Source organism: Klebsiella ornithinolytica NBRC 105727 = ATCC 31898, assembly GCF_001598295.1.
In the GTDB taxonomy this organism is placed as follows: domain Bacteria; phylum Pseudomonadota; class Gammaproteobacteria; order Enterobacterales; family Enterobacteriaceae; genus Klebsiella; species Klebsiella ornithinolytica.
In genome coordinates, this window is record NZ_BCYR01000004.1 from 128,287 (window position 1) to 146,407 (window position 18,121).

The following is an 18,121-nucleotide window of genomic DNA, read 5'->3' on the forward strand; positions in this document are numbered from 1 at the left end:
GAAAGACAGTTGCTATGCTCAAACTATAGGGCAGGATCGTCTACTGGGGTGGGGGCAGTCCAGACACACAAGCTCAGTGTGTTGATACCGTTGATGCGTTAAGTTTCAGGGAAAGAGTATATTTTTCCCTATTTTTTTGTGATTAACATCACCATTTTTAATAATTTTTATATATATCAGCATGTTAATGATATCCTTTGTTTTTGTAAGGAGAATATTTTTCTCCATTTTTGCCTGATTAGAGGGAAAATAGGTAAGATTTTCTTCCCTGCCTAATATACATTTTAACTGTGGTTGAAGGACGCAAATCACTATGTTGATGATGAAATGGCCATCTATTCTCTGGCTATTAAACGAGGTTTTGGTTGTTGTTTTATTCGCCAGCTTCGCTGACCACATAAATATAAGCTCACGATATTTTATGACTAATAATAGTTTGAGTGTACCCTATGAAAACCAGAACTAAAGATATTGCAACTCTGGCCGTTCACGCCGGAAATCAGTCCGATTCGGTAAATAACGCTATATTTACCCCAATTGTCACAGCCAGCTCATTTATACAACCTAATCTTCACGAAGGCGGTGATTTTTGTTATTCCCGTGTTTCTAATCCAACGAGAAAAGCCTATGAATCTGCTCTGGCAGAACTGGAAGGAGGAATTTATGCTACAGCCACGGCTTCGGGAATGGCTGCTACGAATATCGTGATGGAATTATTGCCTAAAGATGCCCATATTATTGCAATGAAAGGTGTCTATGGCGGAACCTGGCGGTTGTTTGAGAAGCTAAAAACTCACACCACCGGCGCAACTATTTCCTATATTGATCTTAATGATGAGCAAAGCCTGGTTAACAGTATTCAGGAAAATACGGCCTTAATCTGGATTGAAACGCCAACTAATCCGTTGCTGGAACTAGTCGATATCGCGAAGGTTTGCTGTATTGCTAAAGAACATGCTATCACCACCTGTGTCGATAATACTTTTGCCAGCGCCTGGAACCATAAACCACTCGAAATGGGAGCGGATATAGTGATGCTCTCTACCAGTAAATATATCGGCGGGCATTCAGATTTAATTGGCGGTGCGGTAATTACCAATAATGAAGCTTTAGCGTCCCGACTCGACTTTATTAAAACGACTATCGGTTCTATTGCCTCACCTTTTGATGCCTATCTTGCCTTGCGCGGTATGAAAACGCTTGATCTGCGCATGGAACGCCAGTGCAGCAACGCTCATCGTGTTGCGGAATATCTGGAAAACCATCCGGCGATTGCCAGCGTCTATTATCCTGGCCTGCCATCGCATCCTCAGCATCAGTTGTGCAAGGCTCAAATGCGCTCAGGTGGTGCGGTGGTAACTGCGACGTTGAAGGGTGATATCCAGAGTCTTAAACGTTTTATCGGTGGGCTGCACTATTTTGTGCTGGCGGAGTCGCTGGGTGGGGTGGAAAGCATGATTAACCATTCGGCTTCTATGTCCCATGGTTCGATGTCAAAAGAAGAGCGGGAAGCCATCGGGGTTTATGACACTACGCTGCGTTTTTCCGTTGGCATTGAACATATCGATGATCTGCTACAGGACCTGGACATAGCCTTCGCTTCTATGGACATCACACAGGGTAACTATCATGCATGATTATGGAATCTGGACGATTATTACCCCGCTGGTCACCATTATTCTGGCGATCCTTACCCGCCAGGTGATCCTCTCGCTGCTCACCGGCATTTTCGTCGGCTACACGGTGATTAACCACAGTATTATTCAGGGGGTTGGCGGTACCCTGAACGGGATCATAGAAACATTTGCTTCCGCCGGTAATACGCGAACGATTGTGTTTATGGTGATGATCGGCGGCATTATGCGGCTGATTGTGGTGACTGGCGGTGTGCGTAAACTGGTGCAGTTTCTCTCGGAGAAAAATGATTTTGTCACTAATAAAAAGTCAGTACAGTTGCTGGCAATGGTGGTGACATCGTTAATATTTATCGAGAGTTCAATAAATCAGCTGATCGCTGGTGCATCCACTAAAAATCTTGCCCGACGCTACAAAGTTTCGCCAGAAAAGATGTCCTACATTATCCAGACCTCCTGTGTTTCCGTCTGCTCATCAGTGATGATCAACGGCTGGGGGGCGGCGATGATGGGGGTTATCGGCGTACAGATTGCGCAGGGTTATCTTACTGGCGAACCTTTTGAGGTGCTGGCCAGTTCGATGGTCTGGAATGTCATGGCCTGGTTCTCATTAGGTTCCGTTCTCTTTTACATCCTCTCTGGCTGCACCTGGGGCCCGATGAAAAAGGCTGAAGTGAAGTTTGAAACTGCGCTGACGGAAATAGAACAAGAACATGGTGAAGAAGATGCAGATCCGGTGATTGACCACCCGGCATGTAATTCATTGCTGAACTTCTTTATCCCGATTCTTTCCACGGTATTAATGGTTCCTGTTGTTCTGTATATCACCGGTGATGGGCAGTTCTCCAAAGGCAGCGGCTCTATGTCGGTCTATTCCGGCGTAATGTTCGGTACCGTGGTCTCATTCATCTGGTTCAAAGTTCGCGGCATTCTCAACGTTGAGAACTTTTTCAAAGAGCTGTATATCGGCTATGCCAGCATGGTTAAAATTAGCTCAATCATGATTCTGGCCTTCCTGATGGGACATATTTCTGCGGAGCTGAATACCGGGCAGTATATTGCTTCTATAACCTCCGGTGTGATTCCATCCGGCTTCTCCATCGGTTTTATCTTCCTGATTGCGGCGGTGATGTCTCTGGCAACAGGTACCTCATGGGGAACCTTTGCCATTATGATCCCGATTGGTGTTCAACTGGGTGTGTCATTAGGCATTGACCCGCATTTTATGATTGGTGCAGCTATTTCAGGATCAATTTTTGGCGATATGACTTCCCCCATCTCCAGCGATGCTATCGTCGCCTCAATGGCGACTAATTGTGACCATATTGAACATATTCGTACTCAGATGCCTTATGCGCTGGTGACCGGAGGACTTGCTCTCATTGTCTATTTAATTGTCGGTTTTACTCTTTAACCCAAACATTATTTAAGGATTGGCTATGACTGAGGTTATTACGACAGAACATGCTCCACAAGCAATTGGCCCCTACATCCAGGGGGCGCGAACCGGTAATTTTATTTTTACTTCTGGCCAGTTGCCCATTAATCCGCAGACGGGAAGCATTCCTGAGTGCGCCGAAGGCCAAACCCGGCAGAGCCTGGAAAATATTCAGGCTATTATTGAGGCCGGAGGACTGACGGTCGACAATATTTGTAAAATTAATATTTTTGTGAAAGATCTGAATGAGTTTGCCGCAATCAATAATGCTTATGCTGAGTTTTTCACCCTGCATAATGCTTCTTTCCCTGCGCGTTCTTGTGTAGAAGTCGCCCGGCTACCGAAAGATGTGAAAGTAGAAATTGAAGCAGTGGCCTGGCAAAGCTAATTCAATGTAAATACGACTCTACGGCGGCTCATCAGCTGCCGTTTTTATTTGAAGGGAAAGTTTATGTCTGTAAAAAACTATTTGCATAGCTTACCGCGCGTCTCGCTGGTGGGGGGCGTCACGCCCGTTCAGCATCTGAAGCGACTGTCGGAATATTTACAGCGAGATATTTATATCAAACGCGACGATGTTTCGCATCTTGGTATGGGCGGCAATAAGCTCAGAAAGCTGGAGTTTCTGGCGGCAGATGCCCTCAATAAAGGTTGCGATACGCTGGTGACCGCCGGGGCAATTCAATCCAACCACGTACGCCAGACTGCGGCAGTCGCCGCACATCTTGGGTTAAAATGCGTGGCGTTGCTGGACAACCCGATTCAAACCGCAGAATCTAACTATCTCTGGAACGGCAATCATCTGCTATATAGCCTGATGGGCTGCAAGGTTGAAATGGTTGATGAACTTAACGATCCAGACGCGCAGTTGCAGCAGTTTAGTGCCAGGCTTTCGGCAAATGGAGCGAAGCCCTATATTGTTCCTGTCGGCGGTTCAAACGCTCTCGGTTCACTGGGCTACGTTGAATGTGCGCTGGAGATAGCGGAACAGTGCGATCGGATGAATCTCAATGTGCAGTCCGTGGTGGTACCTTCCGGGAGTGCAGGAACGCATGCCGGGTTAGCCGTTGGTTTTGCCCATTTCCAGCCTGATGTGGAGGTCGTGGGCGTGACCGTTTCTCGCCTTGTTGGTGATCAGCAGCCCAAAGTGGAGAAGCTACAGCGCGAATTATCCGCGATGCTGGACGTGGCGTCATTGTTGCCTCTGACGCTGTGGGATGACTACTTTGCACCGCGCTACGGCATGCCGAATACCGAAGGGATGCATGCGGTGGAACTGCTGGCGCGTCTGGAAGGCATCATGTTAGACCCGGTATACACCGGTAAGGCGATGGCAGGTCTGATTGATGGCGTGAAAAAATCGCGCTTCAACGGTAGTGGGCCAGTGATGTTTATCCATACCGGCGGCGCACCAGCGCTCTTTGCTTACTATCCTCACGTCTGATTTACTGCTTTAAACGAGAATTCAAACCACTCCAGTGCCAGCGGGCCGGAGTGGTTTTTTTACGTGTCATGGTCAGGGAATATAAAACGGGGGAGTCTGAGGGGATTTCTGCCGGGCGACGACGGGCAACCTTGCCCGACCTGAAATATTTAGTGTCGCGCAAACAGTCTAATAACGCTTGTGCGCCATGATTTCGATAATTTGTCGGTCGGTGTGCTGCATGGCCTGTCCGGCGATAGCACAAAGATTACAAATGGAGTTTTCCACATCACGCTCGACAATCCCGTCGTTTCCGGAAACGACAGTATTATCCAGCGCCAGCAGAATTGCTTTCCAGGCAGAAGAGATACTGGTGGATACTTTCATTGAACAACTGCCAGAAGCACCATCGCAAATTATGCCGCTGACGTCGCCAATCATGTTATTGACCGCCATAGCTATGTTTTCATAACTGCCGTCCATTAACCAGATAATCCCCGCTGCAGCGCCCATACCGGCGGTTGTAGTGGCGCACAAAGCCGACAGCCGCGGAAGTTTACAGTGGATATAGATAGCCACCAGATGCGAGAGCGCCAGCGCACGGGCCAGTTGCTGCTGGCTGGCGTTAAGACGTTCAGCGGCCACCACTACCGGCATGGTTGCCGTTATACCCTGATTGCCTGAACCAGAGTTGGTCATTGCCGGTAGCGTTGCACCGCCCATTCGGGCATCAGACGCGGCGCTGGTCCGGTAGAGGATCTCGGTAAACATATCATCGGAAACCAGCCCCTTGTCGACCTGGCGCTTCAGCGTCGGGCCGATATGCAACCCCCACTCCTTTGCGAGACCTTTTTTTGAAAGGGCGTTGTTCATCGATCCTGCGTCGAGAATAAAATCGAGCTCTTCCGGGGGAATATCACAAATGAAATTGTAGATATCACGCAGCGAGCTGCTGGCGACCCTGTCCAGCGGGTTAATAGTATCTTCGCAGGTATTGTTCTCTGGCTTGATAAACAGAGACTGCCCCATTTTTTCAATTGCCACCACGTTGGTATGGTCGCCAACGATAGTTACCGTGGCGTGCTGATCCCCGGCGTAAACTTTGGCACGAACGAAGATGATTTCATCACAGGGTTCCTGCAACGACACGCGCACAGCACCGACCTCCAGCAGAGCTCTGGCGGCGTTAATCTCACGCTTAGTTGCTTTTTTGAGCACTTCGAGTTTAGCCTGCGGATCGCCTGCAATAGCGCCTAAGGCGGCTGCTATGGGCAGACCGGTCATTCCCGTGCCCGGGATTGTCACACCCATACCGTTTTTCATTAAGTTTGGCGAGACTGCTACTTCGATACGCACAATTGCGCCTGGCAGCTGCTGCGCCGCTACGGCGCAGGCGAGGGCAACCGATACGGGTTCGGTACAGCCTAAAGCGGGTTTGACTTCCTGTTTCAGAGCATTAATAAACGCGTTCCATTCAACACGGTTTTCCCGGTGTGACATGACTGAGCCTCTGGGTCGGTACAGAAAAATGTCCGTCGAGTTATTGAGTGTGTTCTCGACCTTGATTTGCGTCTGCAGCCCGAGTTTGTCAGAACGACGTAGCTCCGAACGACAGAAACGATAGTAAGAATATTACCGCACCCGCCAGAGAAAAAAGTTGCATCTTTAGTTTGTGAACGTGCTTCGAGAGAGAAAAAAATTCTTTTTTATGGCTTTTTAGAGTCGTGACGCAAATTTAATGTTGTTGTGTTTTTTGTCTTCTGGGTGATTGATGGCAGGCATTGATGTAGTTCCTCCCCGTTGTTCTGAAACTCATGGTGTAATCCGAAGCGGTCATTCCAGTTCAGGCAGCTTTATCGCTGTAATTAATGCCTGAGACCTGACGGCGCTAACTTTACCTTCTATATGACCGAAGCCGGGTCTGTGTCGCAGGCCTCAACCAGCCATGCTATCAGCAAAAAATACACCCAGAGAATAGAACGACATAATCTTAACCTGCTGGCTGCGGCCTGCGCGCAAGACCATCTGCTTTTCGAAGTCAGAGGCAATGCACAATAAGATCATTGGTGAGTGTAAGCATCCCTGTAACCCGCATCACTTACTGGAGAAGGGAGTAAGTTGATTGAAGGAGGGCTGGTAACTGATTGTATTGAGAACCGTGAACAAGGTTGGGAATCCTTCCCAGGGTTGTGAGGGGTTGAACAAGCCTGTCGGCACGGTAATGTTTTGCACATATCAGAATCGAAGCGATGATACTTTCCTACCCCAGACCAGACAAAGACCGGATTCTGCCTTGCTGTGATGAATCCACGAGATAGGCTATAAGTTGGAAATAGTGTTGATTGGCAGCGTGAAGACCAGCAGACGTTGGCACAGCGACCAGAAGGGCAGGGAGGTGCTAAAGGTAAAGGCTCAGGCGGCGAGTGGTGGTTACAGTGCTAAGGCGACCAGAAATCTACCGGAACCCCAGAAAGCAAAAAAACCGCCAAAGGCGGGTTCATCTAAATAGTGGTGCCCGGACCCGGACTAACGCCGCAGGCGTTGAACAGCGCGCTTGTCGCGTTGGCCCCGAAGGGGTGAGCGGCATGCCGCGAATAATCGAACGGAGTTCGATGGAGAGTCCGTATTGCAGAAAGCAAAAAACCAGCCCTCAGGCTGGTTTCTTTAAATAAGTGGTGCCCGGACTCGGACTCACGCCGCAGGCGTTGAACAGCGCGCTTGTCGCGCTGGCCCCGAAGGGGTGAGCGGCATGCCGCGAATAATCGAACGGAGTTCGATGGAGAGTCCGTATTGCAGAAAGCAAAAAACCAGCACTCAGGCTGGTTTCTTTAAATAAGTGGTGCCCGGACTCGGAATCGAACCAAGGACACGGGGATTTTCAATCCCCTGCTCTACCGACTGAGCTATCCGGGCAACGGGGCGCATTAAACCGTAATCCATCCTGTGCGTCAACCAAATTTCTTGATTTCCCTGCTGATTGCTTAACTTTGCGGCAGTTTTGCCGCGAAAGGGGCATTTTGCTGGTTCATCACATCATCCCGTTGTCACCTTCGCGGATTTTCCAGCCGCTGACGGCAGAGATAACGCGGCGCAATCCGGATACGGAGTAACCGCCGATGAGGTCTTCGTCTTCCCGCGGCGAGCCGATCATAATTTCCGCATCGACGCCGTGGCGGTAGGCGCCATGATGGCTGATGACGGTACCAATAAAGCATTTCCCACCGAGCCAGACGGGGATATAGGCCACCGTTTCATAGACGTAGTAAGAGGCGACGCCGCTGTAGTAGTTATCCGCTTCATCTGATGATGTACCGGGCGGGATAGGGCAGATGGGCCCGTCTTCCGCGTGACCTTTTTTATCTTTCAGCAGGTTGCTTTGCATCAGTTCCAGCGATTTGAGTAAATCGTCCCGCTCCTGTGCCGTGAGCGCCGGAGTCAGCGGCCGATCTTTTTCCGGTGAACTTAGCGTCTCCAGCCTGTAGCGATAGCGAATCGTCACGGCAGGACTCCTGTCCGTCGGGCTGAAGGGGCGCAGCAGATACAGGTTGTCTTCGCCGAACTGGCCGTTGTACCACAGTGCATACACCTGGCCGTTGATTCTGACCCACTGGTTCCACTGATTGGCGCCGCGGCCGTTGAGGGAAAACAGCGCCCCGGGTACGCCAGCATCGAAATCATCGTCGTCATCGGTATCGCTATGATCTACGGTATCAAACGTATTATCCCCCCGCCTCAGCACGCCGGTGTAGCTGAAGAGCGCGGTCCCGCCGATATAGCTGTCGATGATTAAATCGCGCTTACCGTCATTATCAAGATCGACCAGCGTGAAGCTGACCTTACCGTTTTCTGAGTCGGCGCTGATATCGGAGTGAAGAAAAGCCTGCCACTCATCGTCGCTGATATCGACCGCGGGTTTGTTGGTCGATACCAGAGAGTCATCCGCGTAGGTCAGCGTAAAATTCGTGACGTGCCCGGTGAGCGGGAACTGCCCGGCAACTTTTTTCAACGCCAGTTCCGGGTTGCTCTTTTGCTCTTTCAGCACCGCGTTATACAGCGCCTTGAGCGCCAGATTATCGGCATCCTTCTGCTGTTTTGGCCGCACCTGACTGACGAACGTGGGCAGCATCCAGGTGCCGCCAGGCGTGATTTCACGACACATGCCGGTCGTGTATTTCAGACTCTGCACGAAGGTTCTGCCGTCCCACACCCGCTCCTCACCGTTGACGCAGTCGGCGATGCCGCGCCCTTTGGTGAAAAAGGTGATCACGCCATCGGCATAGCTGGATGCATCGGTGGTGATCGGCTGTGGTTTAGCGAGAGGGGTATTTTCCACCACCCACATTGCGTACCCGTCGTTATATGCGGCGCGCCAGCACAGGGCCTCGATGAGTGAATGGGTTTTATCGAGAGGGGTTGTGGTTATCTGCCGTTCCTGAGGCGGAATATCTTTATTTTGCCAGTCATCACAGCGGCTGTTCAGCAACGGGGTCAGTTCTGGCAGCAGCTTCTGTCGCTGTTTTGCCGTCAGCGGTTCGCTCTGGGCGTTGCGGAGCGTCGGGGCGGCGATAATTTCCGGAGCCGGAACGGCGCTGAGCGTGTTGTCATCGTCGGCATCGCCTTTTCGCACCAGCGCATCTGCGCTGCCCAGACGCTGCTGAAACTCATCAATCTTCAGAAACACCGCGCTGCTGCCCGCGCTGGAGAGCGGTTTACGCTGGCCGTTAAGGGCAATTTCGATACGATTATCATGCTCCAGCGCCTGAATCAGGGCGGCGGTTTGGCTGCTGTCGAAGCGAAAATGGCTGTCGTCTTTGGCCTCCAGCGTACCGCGATCCTGGTTGTCGATCAGCAGGTTAACCGTGGCGTCCTGGGGAATATCATGATCGGTCTGGGCGAAGGTCACCTGAGCGCTTACGCGCTGTCCGGCGCCCGCATTACGGGTCAACAGGACGCTGATTTCCCCCATGTTGACGCCATAACCTGCGGCCCGACAGGTGCCGGTATTATCGCAGGCGACTTCCCAGTCTTTATGCGCGAAAGAAAAACCCTGAACAGGCGCGGCCAGGAGCGATGCAGGGCATAGCCCCATGATGGCAGCCCATAGGAGAGGACGCATATAAATCCCTGTAGACATATCGATGTAGGGGGAATTATACCCTTCGCACTTCAAGTTGCATCTTTGTTGACAACGGGTGCGGTACCTCATGACCTGCCGTAGGTCATGAGGACACGGCTGCCCTGACGCGTCCTCTTCCGGGGAGAGATGGGCGGCTTAACGTCGGTAAAAGCGCAATCAGGTTAAGGCGCCACCCGCCCGACATTGGGCAAAGCGCAGAATATCTTCTGCCAGGCGTTGGGCGGTATCGACATCGGCCTGACTGCGTTTTATCAGCAGACGGCTCAGGCAGCCTTCAACAATCAGCTCCATCTGTTTGGCCACCATTGCCGGGTCGTCCACTTCCAGCTGGGTCAGCAGTTCGTGGGTATTGGCCAGAGAAGCCTGCTTTTGTTGCTCCGCCAGCTGATGGATAGGGTGCTGGGCATCCGGATAAAAGGTGCAGGCGGCGATAAACAGGCAACCGGGATAGCGATGGTTGCTCACGCATTGGGTTAATGCGCCGTAGCGCGCCAGCAGCTTTTGCTCCGGCGTGAGCGTGTCGTCGAGCAGCAGCTGACGACGCCAGGCATCAACCTGATGACTGAGGTAACGCAGCGCATCGTACAGCAGCGCTTCACGATCGGGCCAGAAACGCTTGAGGTCAGCGAGCGGGTAAGAGACGCGTTCGGCGACCATTTCCAGCGTGGTGTTGGCAATACCTTCAATTTCGAGAATTTGTATGGCTTCACCCAGGACATCTTCACGTTGCACGGTCTTCTCCTCCATTTTTCCTCCTAAAGTGTCGTTCACGGTTGCCAATCGTGCAAATGGGCGCTGAATGTCGCCGCATCCATAAACCCGGTGACGCGCTGCGCGGGCTGCTCTTCGCCCTGCCTGTTAAAGAACAGAATGGTCGGCAAGCCGAGCACCTTCAGGTGTTTCAGCAGAGCCACATCCTCGGCGCTGTTCTTCGTCACGTCTATCTGCAACAGAACGGTCTCTTTCAGGGCCTGTTGTACTTCGGTCGTGCTAAAGGTGTATTTTTCGAACTCTTTGCAGGCGACGCACCAGTCGGCGTACAGGTCGAGCATAACCGGTTTACCCTTTGCCAGCGCCAGCGCCTGGTCGAGCTCCGCGACGTTACCGATCCGCGTAAAGGACAGCGGTGACTGCTGCCGGGCTACCGGCTCGCCAAAAGCCCAGTCCTGCAGCGGACGTGCGCTGACCAGCGCCGCACCGAGCATGATGATTTGCACGAGGCGCAGCCAGGGGCGGGATGCGCCGAGCGCGGTAATAAAAGCCCAGCTAAAGAAGGCCACGCCCAGCAGCGACCACAGGCGCAGGCCCCAGGGTTCGCCGACGATACGCTCCAGCAAAAAGACCGGAAGCGCCAGGATCACAAAACCGAATGCGGTCTTCACATGGCTCATCCACGGGCCGCTCTTCGGCAACAGACGGTTGCCAAATACGGTGACCAGGATCAGCGGCAGCCCCATGCCCAGCGCATACAAATACAGCGTGCCGCCGCCGAGCCACAGGTTGCCGCTCTGGGCAATATACAGCAGGATGGCGCTCAGCGGCGCGGTGGTGCAGGGCGAACAGATCAGTCCGGCAATGGCTCCCATCGCAAAGACGCCGCCGGGTGAACCGCCCTGGCGTTTGTTGCTCATCAGCGTCAGGCGGGTTTGCAGCGATGAGGGCAGCTGCAGCGTGAACAGACCAAACATCGACAGCGCCAGCAGGATAAAGACCGCAGACAGGCCAATCAGTACGTACGGATGCTGCAACGCCGCCTGAAACTGCAAACCGGCGGCGGCGACCACCAGTCCCAGCGCGGTATAGGTGAGCGCCATCCCCTGCACGTAGATAAAGGCCAGCAGCAGCGCTCGCCCGGTAGAGAGTCGCTGTTTTCCGCCGAGGACAATACCCGAGATCAGCGGATACATCGGCAGCACGCACGGCGTGAAGGCGATACCGATACCTATCAGCAGCGCCCATAGCGCGGAGAAGGGCAGGCTGGCTGGCGCATTCTCGCCGGCGTCGCTCTTCTCCTGCCGGGCAGGCTGCTCGGGTTTGGTCGCCAGCTCAGGACGCTTTTCAACCGGCAGCGGCGGATTAAATTTGGGTTGCCCGGACGAGGGGAGCGCCGGATGGGCGGGGACCGACTCGCCGTTGGATACGGCCAGTACCGTGCGAAGCGGCACCACTTTTGTCTCCGGCGGATAGCAGAAACCCGCATCGGCGCAGCCCTGATATGTCACGGTGAGCGTCGCGCCTTGTTCCGCCTCGCTCAGCGTGACCGGGATGGTGAGCCGCTGGCGGTAAATCTCACTCTTGCCGTAAAACTCATCCTCATGCCACGTGCCGGGCGGTAGCGCCGATGCGGCGAGGGTGGCATTCGCCGGCGTCAGTTTTATCTGCTGGCGGTAGAGGTAGTAACCCTCTTTGATTTGCCAGGTCAGGTTGACGTCCCGCTGGCTCTGCTGGAAATCAAAGGCAAAAGCCTGGTCTGCGGGAACAAAGTCAGAGCGCCCGGGGGCGTCAAATAAGCCGGCGAAAGCGGATGTGCTGCAGAGCAGCAGAATCAGCGTAATGATGCGTTGAGCCATGAGAGGTAATCAGTGTCTCCGTGAGTGACGGGTAAAACCAGTAATTCGGGGGTTTGATACGGGTGATGGGACTTCAGGCAATCCAGTAACGCCTGCTGGTGAGCCCGGTCGGTTTTCAGCAGCATTTGCACTTCATACTCCTGCTCCAGCTTGCCTTCCCAGTAGTAGAGCGATGTCGCTCCAGGCAGAAGTGTGGCACAGGCGGCGAGCTTTTCGGCCAGCACTTTGGCCGCCAGATCCTGGGCGGTGGCTTCATCCGGCGCGGTACAGAGAACAACAACAGCATCAGGCGTAGTCATCGTGAACCTCGTATCAGCGAAAAGAGGCACTATAGCACGCACGATGAGGGGAATAATGAAACGGGCCAGGAAACTGGCCCGAATTTAAGCAGATTTACAGCATGATGCCGCCGATAATGAAACCCAGAATGACGCACAGGGTGATGGCAATCACCCCTGGGATCAGGAACGCATGGTTAAAGACATACTTGCCGATACGCGTTGACCCGGTGTCGTCCATTTCGACCGCCGCCAGCAGCGTAGGATAGGTTGGCAGCACGAACAGCGCGGAGACGGCAGCAAACGAGGCGATGGCGGTCAGCGGGGTGACGCCAAGCAGCAGCGCAGCCGGCATCAGCGCTTTGTAGAGCAGGGTCGCGGCGAAGAACAGCACTACCGCCAGCAGCCACGGATAGTTGTGCAGCAGGTCGCCGGCTACGGTCTGGATGTCGGTGATATGCGCTTTGACGAAGGTATCGCCCAGCCAGGCGACGCCCAGGACGCAGACGCAGGCGCTCATCCCGGATTTAAAGGTGCTGGCGTTGAGCACTTCGCTGGTGTCGATTTTGCAGGTGACGCTAATCAACGTGGCGATGGTCAGCATGAACACCACGATCGCTTCGTTACGCGGCAGCACCGGGTTCTGAATCAGCCCGACGGTATCGCTGATGGCGGTCGCGTAGAACATGACCGCCACGATGCCGATCAGAAACAGCAGCACCGAACGCTTTGCATGAGGTTTCAGCTCGAAAACCTGGCTCCCGCGCAGCTTCACTTCACCTTTTGCCAGACGTTCCTGATAAATCGGATCGTCTTTCAGTTCGCAGCCGAGGAAGTTACAGACCACCGCGGTGATCATTACCGCAATCAGCGTCACCGGAATACAGATGGCCAGCAGCGTCAGATAGCTCACGCCCAGCGGCTCGAGGATCCCGGCAAAAAAGACCACCGCAGCGGAAATCGGCGAGGCGGTAATGGCAATCTGCGAGGCGACGACGGCGATAGAAAGCGGACGGGACGGGCGAATGCCCTGTTCTTTGGCGACCTCGGTAATGACCGGCAGGGTAGAGAACGCGGTATGACCGGTTCCCGCCAGCACGGTCATAAACCAGGTGACCAGCGGAGCAAGGAAGGTAATGTATTTCGGATGGCGTCTGAGCATACGCTCGGCAAGGCTGACCAGATAATCCATGCCTCCGGCCACCTGCATTGCGGCAATAGCGGCGATAACCGCCATGATGATTTCAATGACGTCGAAGGGAATCGCGCCAGGTTTGATTTGAAAGAGGAGCGTCAGGACGAGGACGCCCAGACCACCGGCAAAGCCGATGCCGATACCGCCGAGCCTGGCTCCCAGGTAAATCGCCAGCAGGACAATCACGAGTTCTGCACCAAACATATACGCCTTCCTTGTTTTTTAACAAGTTGATATTGAATTGTTGTGATTTAGTAAACCTAAAAATGCAAAAAAGGCATGTCATTGCTGACATGCCTCTGGGTAGTTTAACCTGAAAGCTTACTGTTCGCTTTCATCGGTATAACGCTTCGCTTTATAGGCCGGATGCATCAGGTTTTGTGGCGAGAAAATATCGTCCAGTTCCGCTTCGGTCAGTAATCCACGCTCCAGAACCACTTCCCTTACGCTCTTGCCGGTTTCGGCGCAAATCTTGCCGACAATATCGCCATTGTGGTGGCCGATAAACGGGTTGAGATAGGTGACGATACCGATGGAGTTATACACATAGCCTTCGCACACCGCTTTGTTGGCGGTAATGCCGTTAATGCATTTTTCCAGCAGGTTATAGCAGGCGTTAGTCAGGATGTGGATAGATTCAAACATCGCCTGGCCAATAACCGGCTCCATGACGTTCAGCTGCAGCTGACCGGCTTCCGAGGCCATGGTCACCGTGGTGTCGTTGCCAATGACCTTGAAGCAGACCTGGTTGACCACTTCCGGGACGACCGGGTTAACTTTCGCCGGCATGATCGATGAACCCGCCTGCAGCTCTGGCAGGTTGATTTCGTTCAGACCCGCGCGCGGGCCGGAAGAGAGCAGGCGCAGGTCGTTACAGATTTTGGACAGTTTCACCGCCAGACGCTTCAGCGAGCTGTGTACCATCACGTAGGCGCCGCAGTCGGAGGTGGCTTCAATCAGATCTTCCGCCGGAACCACCGGCAGGCCGCTGACTTCCGCCAGTTTTTGTACCGCCAGCTGCTGGTAGCCATCCGGTGTATTCAGGCGCGTACCGATGGCGGTGGCGCCGAGGTTAACTTCGAGCAGCAGTTCTCCGGTACGCAGAATGCTTTTGATTTCTTCATTCAGCAGCACATTAAACGCGTGGAACTCCTGGCCGAGCGTCATCGGCACGGCGTCCTGCAGCTGGGTACGCCCCATTTTCAGGACATCCTGGAATTCGACGGCTTTATTCTGGAAACCGTCACCCAGCTGGTTGATGGCGTCGGTTAATTTCAGCAGGGACGCATAAACCGCGATACGGAAACCGGTCGGGTAGGCATCGTTGGTGGACTGGCATTTGTTAACGTGGTCGTTCGGGTTCAGGTACTGGTATTCACCTTTCTGATGACCCATCAGCTCAAGGCCAATGTTGGCCAGCACTTCGTTGGTGTTCATGTTGACGGAAGTGCCTGCACCGCCCTGGAACACATCAACCGGGAACTGGTCCATGCATTTACCGTTATTCAGAACTTCATCGCATGCGGCAATAATGGTGTTCGCGACGCTTTTAGGAATGGTTTGCAGTTCCTTGTTGGCCATCGCGGCGGCCTTTTTGACCATCACCATGCCGCGCACGAACTCAGGGATATCGCTGATTTTGCTATTGCTGATGTAGAAGTTTTCAATCGCTCTCAGAGTATGAACACCATAGTAGGCGTCAGCTGGAACTTCCCTGGTACCCAACAGGTCTTCTTCGATACGAATGTTGTTTAACATGTGAACCTTCTTTTTCAAGCTGCCAATGAATTCACCAAATACGCAGAATTTATGGGATTTTGCGCATTTTCTTGCCGAAGATTATTTCCTTAATCGGCCCGGTGCCCACGATCATATGCTGATGATAGCGAATGTCAGCAACCTTGATCACTTATTATGTCGAGAAGGGTATAAGAATTATTAATCTGTGAAATGAGTCACCGCTTTGCCGTTCTTGAAAAAAAATAAGCGCTTCTGCCGATTGAAATGCGCTGTTTTAGCCCAATATTGATGTAATGCGAAAAGCACACCGATGACTGCGGGGGCCGATAGTGAACCCCGCTAATGAAGGAGACGCCAGTGCGTTGGATTCCGTTTATTGCCATTTTTTTATACGTTTACATTGAGATATCGATCTTTATCCAGGTGGCTCACGTGCTTGGCGTTCTGTTGACGCTGATTCTGGTGATCTTTAGCTCGGTGGTCGGTATGTCGCTGGTGCGCAACCAGGGCTTTAAAAACTTTATGCTGATGCAGCAGAAAATGGCGGCTGGTGAAAGCCCGGCTGCAGAAATGATTAAAAGCGTATCGCTGATTATTGCCGGTCTGCTGCTCTTGCTGCCGGGGTTCTTTACCGATTTCCTCGGCCTGCTGCTCCTGCTGCCGCCGGTGCAAAAACACCTGACCCTGAAGCTGATGCCGCACCTGCGCTTTAGCCGGATGCCCGGCGGTGGTTTTAGCGCCGGAACCGGAGGCGGTGAGACCTTTGACGGGGAGTACCAGCGCAAAGATGAAGAGCGCGACCGTCTGGATCACAAAGACGACCGCTAAGCCATCAGCCCCGGCATGGCCGGTCTGATACGGTAATAAAGATGATGAGCCGGATATGCGTTGCGCTATCCGGCTTTTTTTATGCGATGTTTCATTTCCGATGAGGGGAGGGCAGTGCTGCCGCACGGCGCTTTGGCAGCCACAGCCACAGCGCGGCCATAACCAGCAGGGCGTACAGGCTTTTCCAGCCGACCATCGCCAGTAACAACAGGCAGAGCAGGCTCCCGATGAACGCCAGAACCCGATAGCGCCCCCGCAGCAACCGGCAGCCCGCCAGCATGCACAGCAGATAAATCATAATAAAGATGCCGTTGGCATAGACGATCAGCGCATCAAGGTCGATATCCAGCCAGTAGATGCCTAGCGTGCTGATGACACAGCAGCCCAGCACCACGTTGAGCGCATTGCGTGGGATTTGCTGCGGCGAGAGGCGGGCGAGGTAGCTTTCTGGCTTGTATTGCGCCTGCGACCAGACCAGACGGGCAAAGCTCTGAATATAGATATTGAGGCTGGCGAAGCAGGCAAGATAGCCAATGACGCAGGCGATCCACAGCGCCTGCACGCCAAACAGACGCACCACGATATTGGGCAGCGATGCGGCGGCGGCCATATCGCTGCCGAAGGCGTGAAAATGCAGGACCAGTACGGTACAGGCCCAGTAAACGGAGCCCGCCAGCAGCAGACCGATCATTAGCGCACGGGGGAAATCGCGCTCCGGGCGTTTAAATTCCGATGCCAGGTGGGCGAAGGCTTCAAGGCCGACGAAACACCAGAACATCACCGACAGGGCGGCAAAAAGCCGGGAGCGATCGATATCTTCCGGCGCCGGAAAGGGAATTTGCGCCGGGCTAATCCCGCCGCGCCACCAGATAGCGGCGATCAGCGCGACGATCAGAACCGCTACCAGCGTTTGTAGATTCGCGCTGGAGCTTGCGCCCCGCGACCCGACCCACCAGACGATGGCCAGCGTACCCAGCTCCGCGAGCAGCAGCTGGCTGTCGTGCCAGCCAAACAACGCCTGACCGAAGCCGGTGGCGATATGCAGCGCCGCCGGTAGCCCAACCGGAATGACCGACAGGAACAGCCAGCCGGTGACGCGTTCCATATGGCCACCAAACGCCATATTGACGAAGTGCGCCACGCCGCCCGCGCTGGGGAAGTGGCGACCAAGAACGGCAAAGACGATCGCGATCGGGAAGACCAGCAGAATAAGCGCGGGCCACGCCCACAGGCTGTTATCTCCCGCAACCAGCGCGGCAAGAGCGGGAACGGCGAAAACGCCGGTGCCAAGTAGCGACGTAGAAAGCAGCCCCACTCCCTGAGCCAGACCTAACTCCTGTTTTAAACCACTCATGATGCCATCCTGCCGTGACAAAAGATCGATGGTATCACAATCGTTTTTGCTTATGACGGTGGCAGACCTGCATCTGTTTCTGTGCGTTAGCGCACGCGGAAAATTTTTTTTTAACTTCCCCCCTTGAAGCGCGAAAACCCACCCCCATCTCTCAGGCACTAGCCGGAAAACCGTATACGGGCCGGTGTCACCCATAACTGATAATGACTTTCTCAAAGGAGAGCTATCAATGAGTATTCGTCCGTTACATGATCGTGTGATCGTCAAACGTAAAGAAGTTGAAACCAAATCTGCAGGCGGCATCGTTCTGACCGGTTCTGCGGCAGCCAAATCAACTCGTGGCGAAATCATCGCTGTCGGTAAGGGCCGCATCCTGGAAAACGGAACTGTGCAGCCGCTGGACGTTAAAGTTGGCGACATCGTTATTTTCAACGACGGCTACGGTGTGAAATCTGAAAAAATCGACAATGAAGAAGTGCTGATCATGTCTGAAAGCGACATTCTGGCAATTGTTGAAGCGTAAT

Annotated in this window: 14 protein-coding genes, 1 tRNA gene and 1 pseudogene; 7 read left to right on the forward strand and 9 right to left on the reverse strand. The window is 53.5% G+C overall.

Annotated features, from left to right (window positions below; genetic code table 11):
- The first annotated feature begins 449 nt into the window (after positions 1-449).
- From ROR01S_RS10460 to ROR01S_RS10475, 4 genes are all read left to right on the forward strand, one after another.
- Complete coding sequence (locus ROR01S_RS10460) at positions 450-1,637, forward strand: trans-sulfuration enzyme family protein (protein ID WP_048025256.1); 1,188 nt, start codon at positions 450-452, stop codon at positions 1,635-1,637.
- On the forward strand, positions 1,630-3,048 hold the full coding sequence (locus ROR01S_RS10465; protein ID WP_015585340.1) for a Na+/H+ antiporter NhaC family protein: 1,419 nt from the start codon (positions 1,630-1,632) through the stop codon (positions 3,046-3,048). Before ROR01S_RS10460 ends, ROR01S_RS10465 begins: the two co-directional genes overlap by 8 nt.
- A gap of 25 nt (positions 3,049-3,073) precedes the next feature.
- Positions 3,074-3,460, forward strand: coding sequence for a RidA family protein (locus ROR01S_RS10470; protein ID WP_015585339.1), 387 nt, complete (start codon positions 3,074-3,076; stop codon positions 3,458-3,460).
- Positions 3,461-3,523: 63 nt separating this feature from the next.
- On the forward strand, positions 3,524-4,516 hold the full coding sequence (locus ROR01S_RS10475) for a D-cysteine desulfhydrase (protein WP_015585338.1): 993 nt from the start codon (positions 3,524-3,526) through the stop codon (positions 4,514-4,516).
- Positions 4,517-4,684: 168 nt separating this feature from the next.
- On the opposite strand, the gene ROR01S_RS10480 is transcribed toward ROR01S_RS10475, so the two are convergent.
- Entirely contained in the window at positions 4,685-5,995 is a 1,311-nt protein-coding gene (locus ROR01S_RS10480; RefSeq protein ID WP_064359448.1) for an L-cysteine desulfidase family protein, read from the reverse strand.
- A 444-nt stretch (positions 5,996-6,439) separates the two neighbouring features.
- Here ROR01S_RS10480 and ROR01S_RS27520 point away from each other — a divergent pair.
- Positions 6,440-6,617: pseudogene (locus ROR01S_RS27520) on the forward strand (IS1 family transposase); the annotation flags it as partial.
- A 715-nt stretch (positions 6,618-7,332) separates the two neighbouring features.
- On the opposite strand, the gene ROR01S_RS10485 reads toward ROR01S_RS27520, so the two are convergent.
- From ROR01S_RS10485 to aspA, 7 genes are all read right to left on the reverse strand, one after another.
- A tRNA-Phe gene (locus tag ROR01S_RS10485) sits at positions 7,333-7,408 on the reverse strand.
- A gap of 115 nt (positions 7,409-7,523) precedes the next feature.
- Positions 7,524-9,611: a DUF1176 domain-containing protein gene (locus ROR01S_RS10490; RefSeq protein WP_064359449.1), complete on the reverse strand. Its 2,088-nt coding sequence runs from the start codon at positions 9,609-9,611 to the stop codon at positions 7,524-7,526.
- A 177-nt stretch (positions 9,612-9,788) separates the two neighbouring features.
- Entirely contained in the window at positions 9,789-10,364 is a 576-nt protein-coding gene (locus ROR01S_RS10495; protein ID WP_015585335.1) for a transcriptional regulator, read from the reverse strand.
- Between the two features lie 35 nt (positions 10,365-10,399).
- Complete coding sequence (locus ROR01S_RS10500; RefSeq protein WP_064359450.1) at positions 10,400-12,202, reverse strand: protein-disulfide reductase DsbD; 1,803 nt, start codon at positions 12,200-12,202, stop codon at positions 10,400-10,402.
- Positions 12,178-12,501: a divalent cation tolerance protein CutA gene (gene cutA / locus ROR01S_RS10505; RefSeq protein WP_004856939.1), complete on the reverse strand. Its 324-nt coding sequence runs from the start codon at positions 12,499-12,501 to the stop codon at positions 12,178-12,180. The genes ROR01S_RS10500 and cutA overlap by 25 nt, the downstream gene beginning before the upstream one ends.
- A gap of 94 nt (positions 12,502-12,595) precedes the next feature.
- Positions 12,596-13,879: an anaerobic C4-dicarboxylate transporter gene (locus ROR01S_RS10510; protein WP_064359451.1), complete on the reverse strand. Its 1,284-nt coding sequence runs from the start codon at positions 13,877-13,879 to the stop codon at positions 12,596-12,598.
- Between the two features lie 117 nt (positions 13,880-13,996).
- Complete coding sequence (aspA, locus tag ROR01S_RS10515) at positions 13,997-15,433, reverse strand: aspartate ammonia-lyase (protein WP_004856946.1); 1,437 nt, start codon at positions 15,431-15,433, stop codon at positions 13,997-13,999.
- 339 nt (positions 15,434-15,772) lie between these two features.
- On the opposite strand from aspA, the gene ROR01S_RS10520 reads away from it, so the two are divergent.
- The gene (locus tag ROR01S_RS10520; protein WP_004856948.1) at positions 15,773-16,243 is read left to right on the forward strand and encodes an FxsA family protein; all 471 of its coding nucleotides are present in this window, start codon (positions 15,773-15,775) and stop codon (positions 16,241-16,243) included.
- Positions 16,244-16,334: 91 nt separating this feature from the next.
- On the opposite strand, the gene yjeH is transcribed toward ROR01S_RS10520, so the two are convergent.
- Complete coding sequence (gene yjeH, locus ROR01S_RS10525) at positions 16,335-17,597, reverse strand: L-methionine/branched-chain amino acid transporter (protein WP_004856950.1); 1,263 nt, start codon at positions 17,595-17,597, stop codon at positions 16,335-16,337.
- 229 nt (positions 17,598-17,826) lie between these two features.
- On the opposite strand from yjeH, the gene ROR01S_RS10530 reads away from it, so the two are divergent.
- On the forward strand, positions 17,827-18,120 hold the full coding sequence (locus tag ROR01S_RS10530) for a co-chaperone GroES (RefSeq protein ID WP_003855929.1): 294 nt from the start codon (positions 17,827-17,829) through the stop codon (positions 18,118-18,120).
- Position 18,121 lies beyond the last annotated feature (1 nt).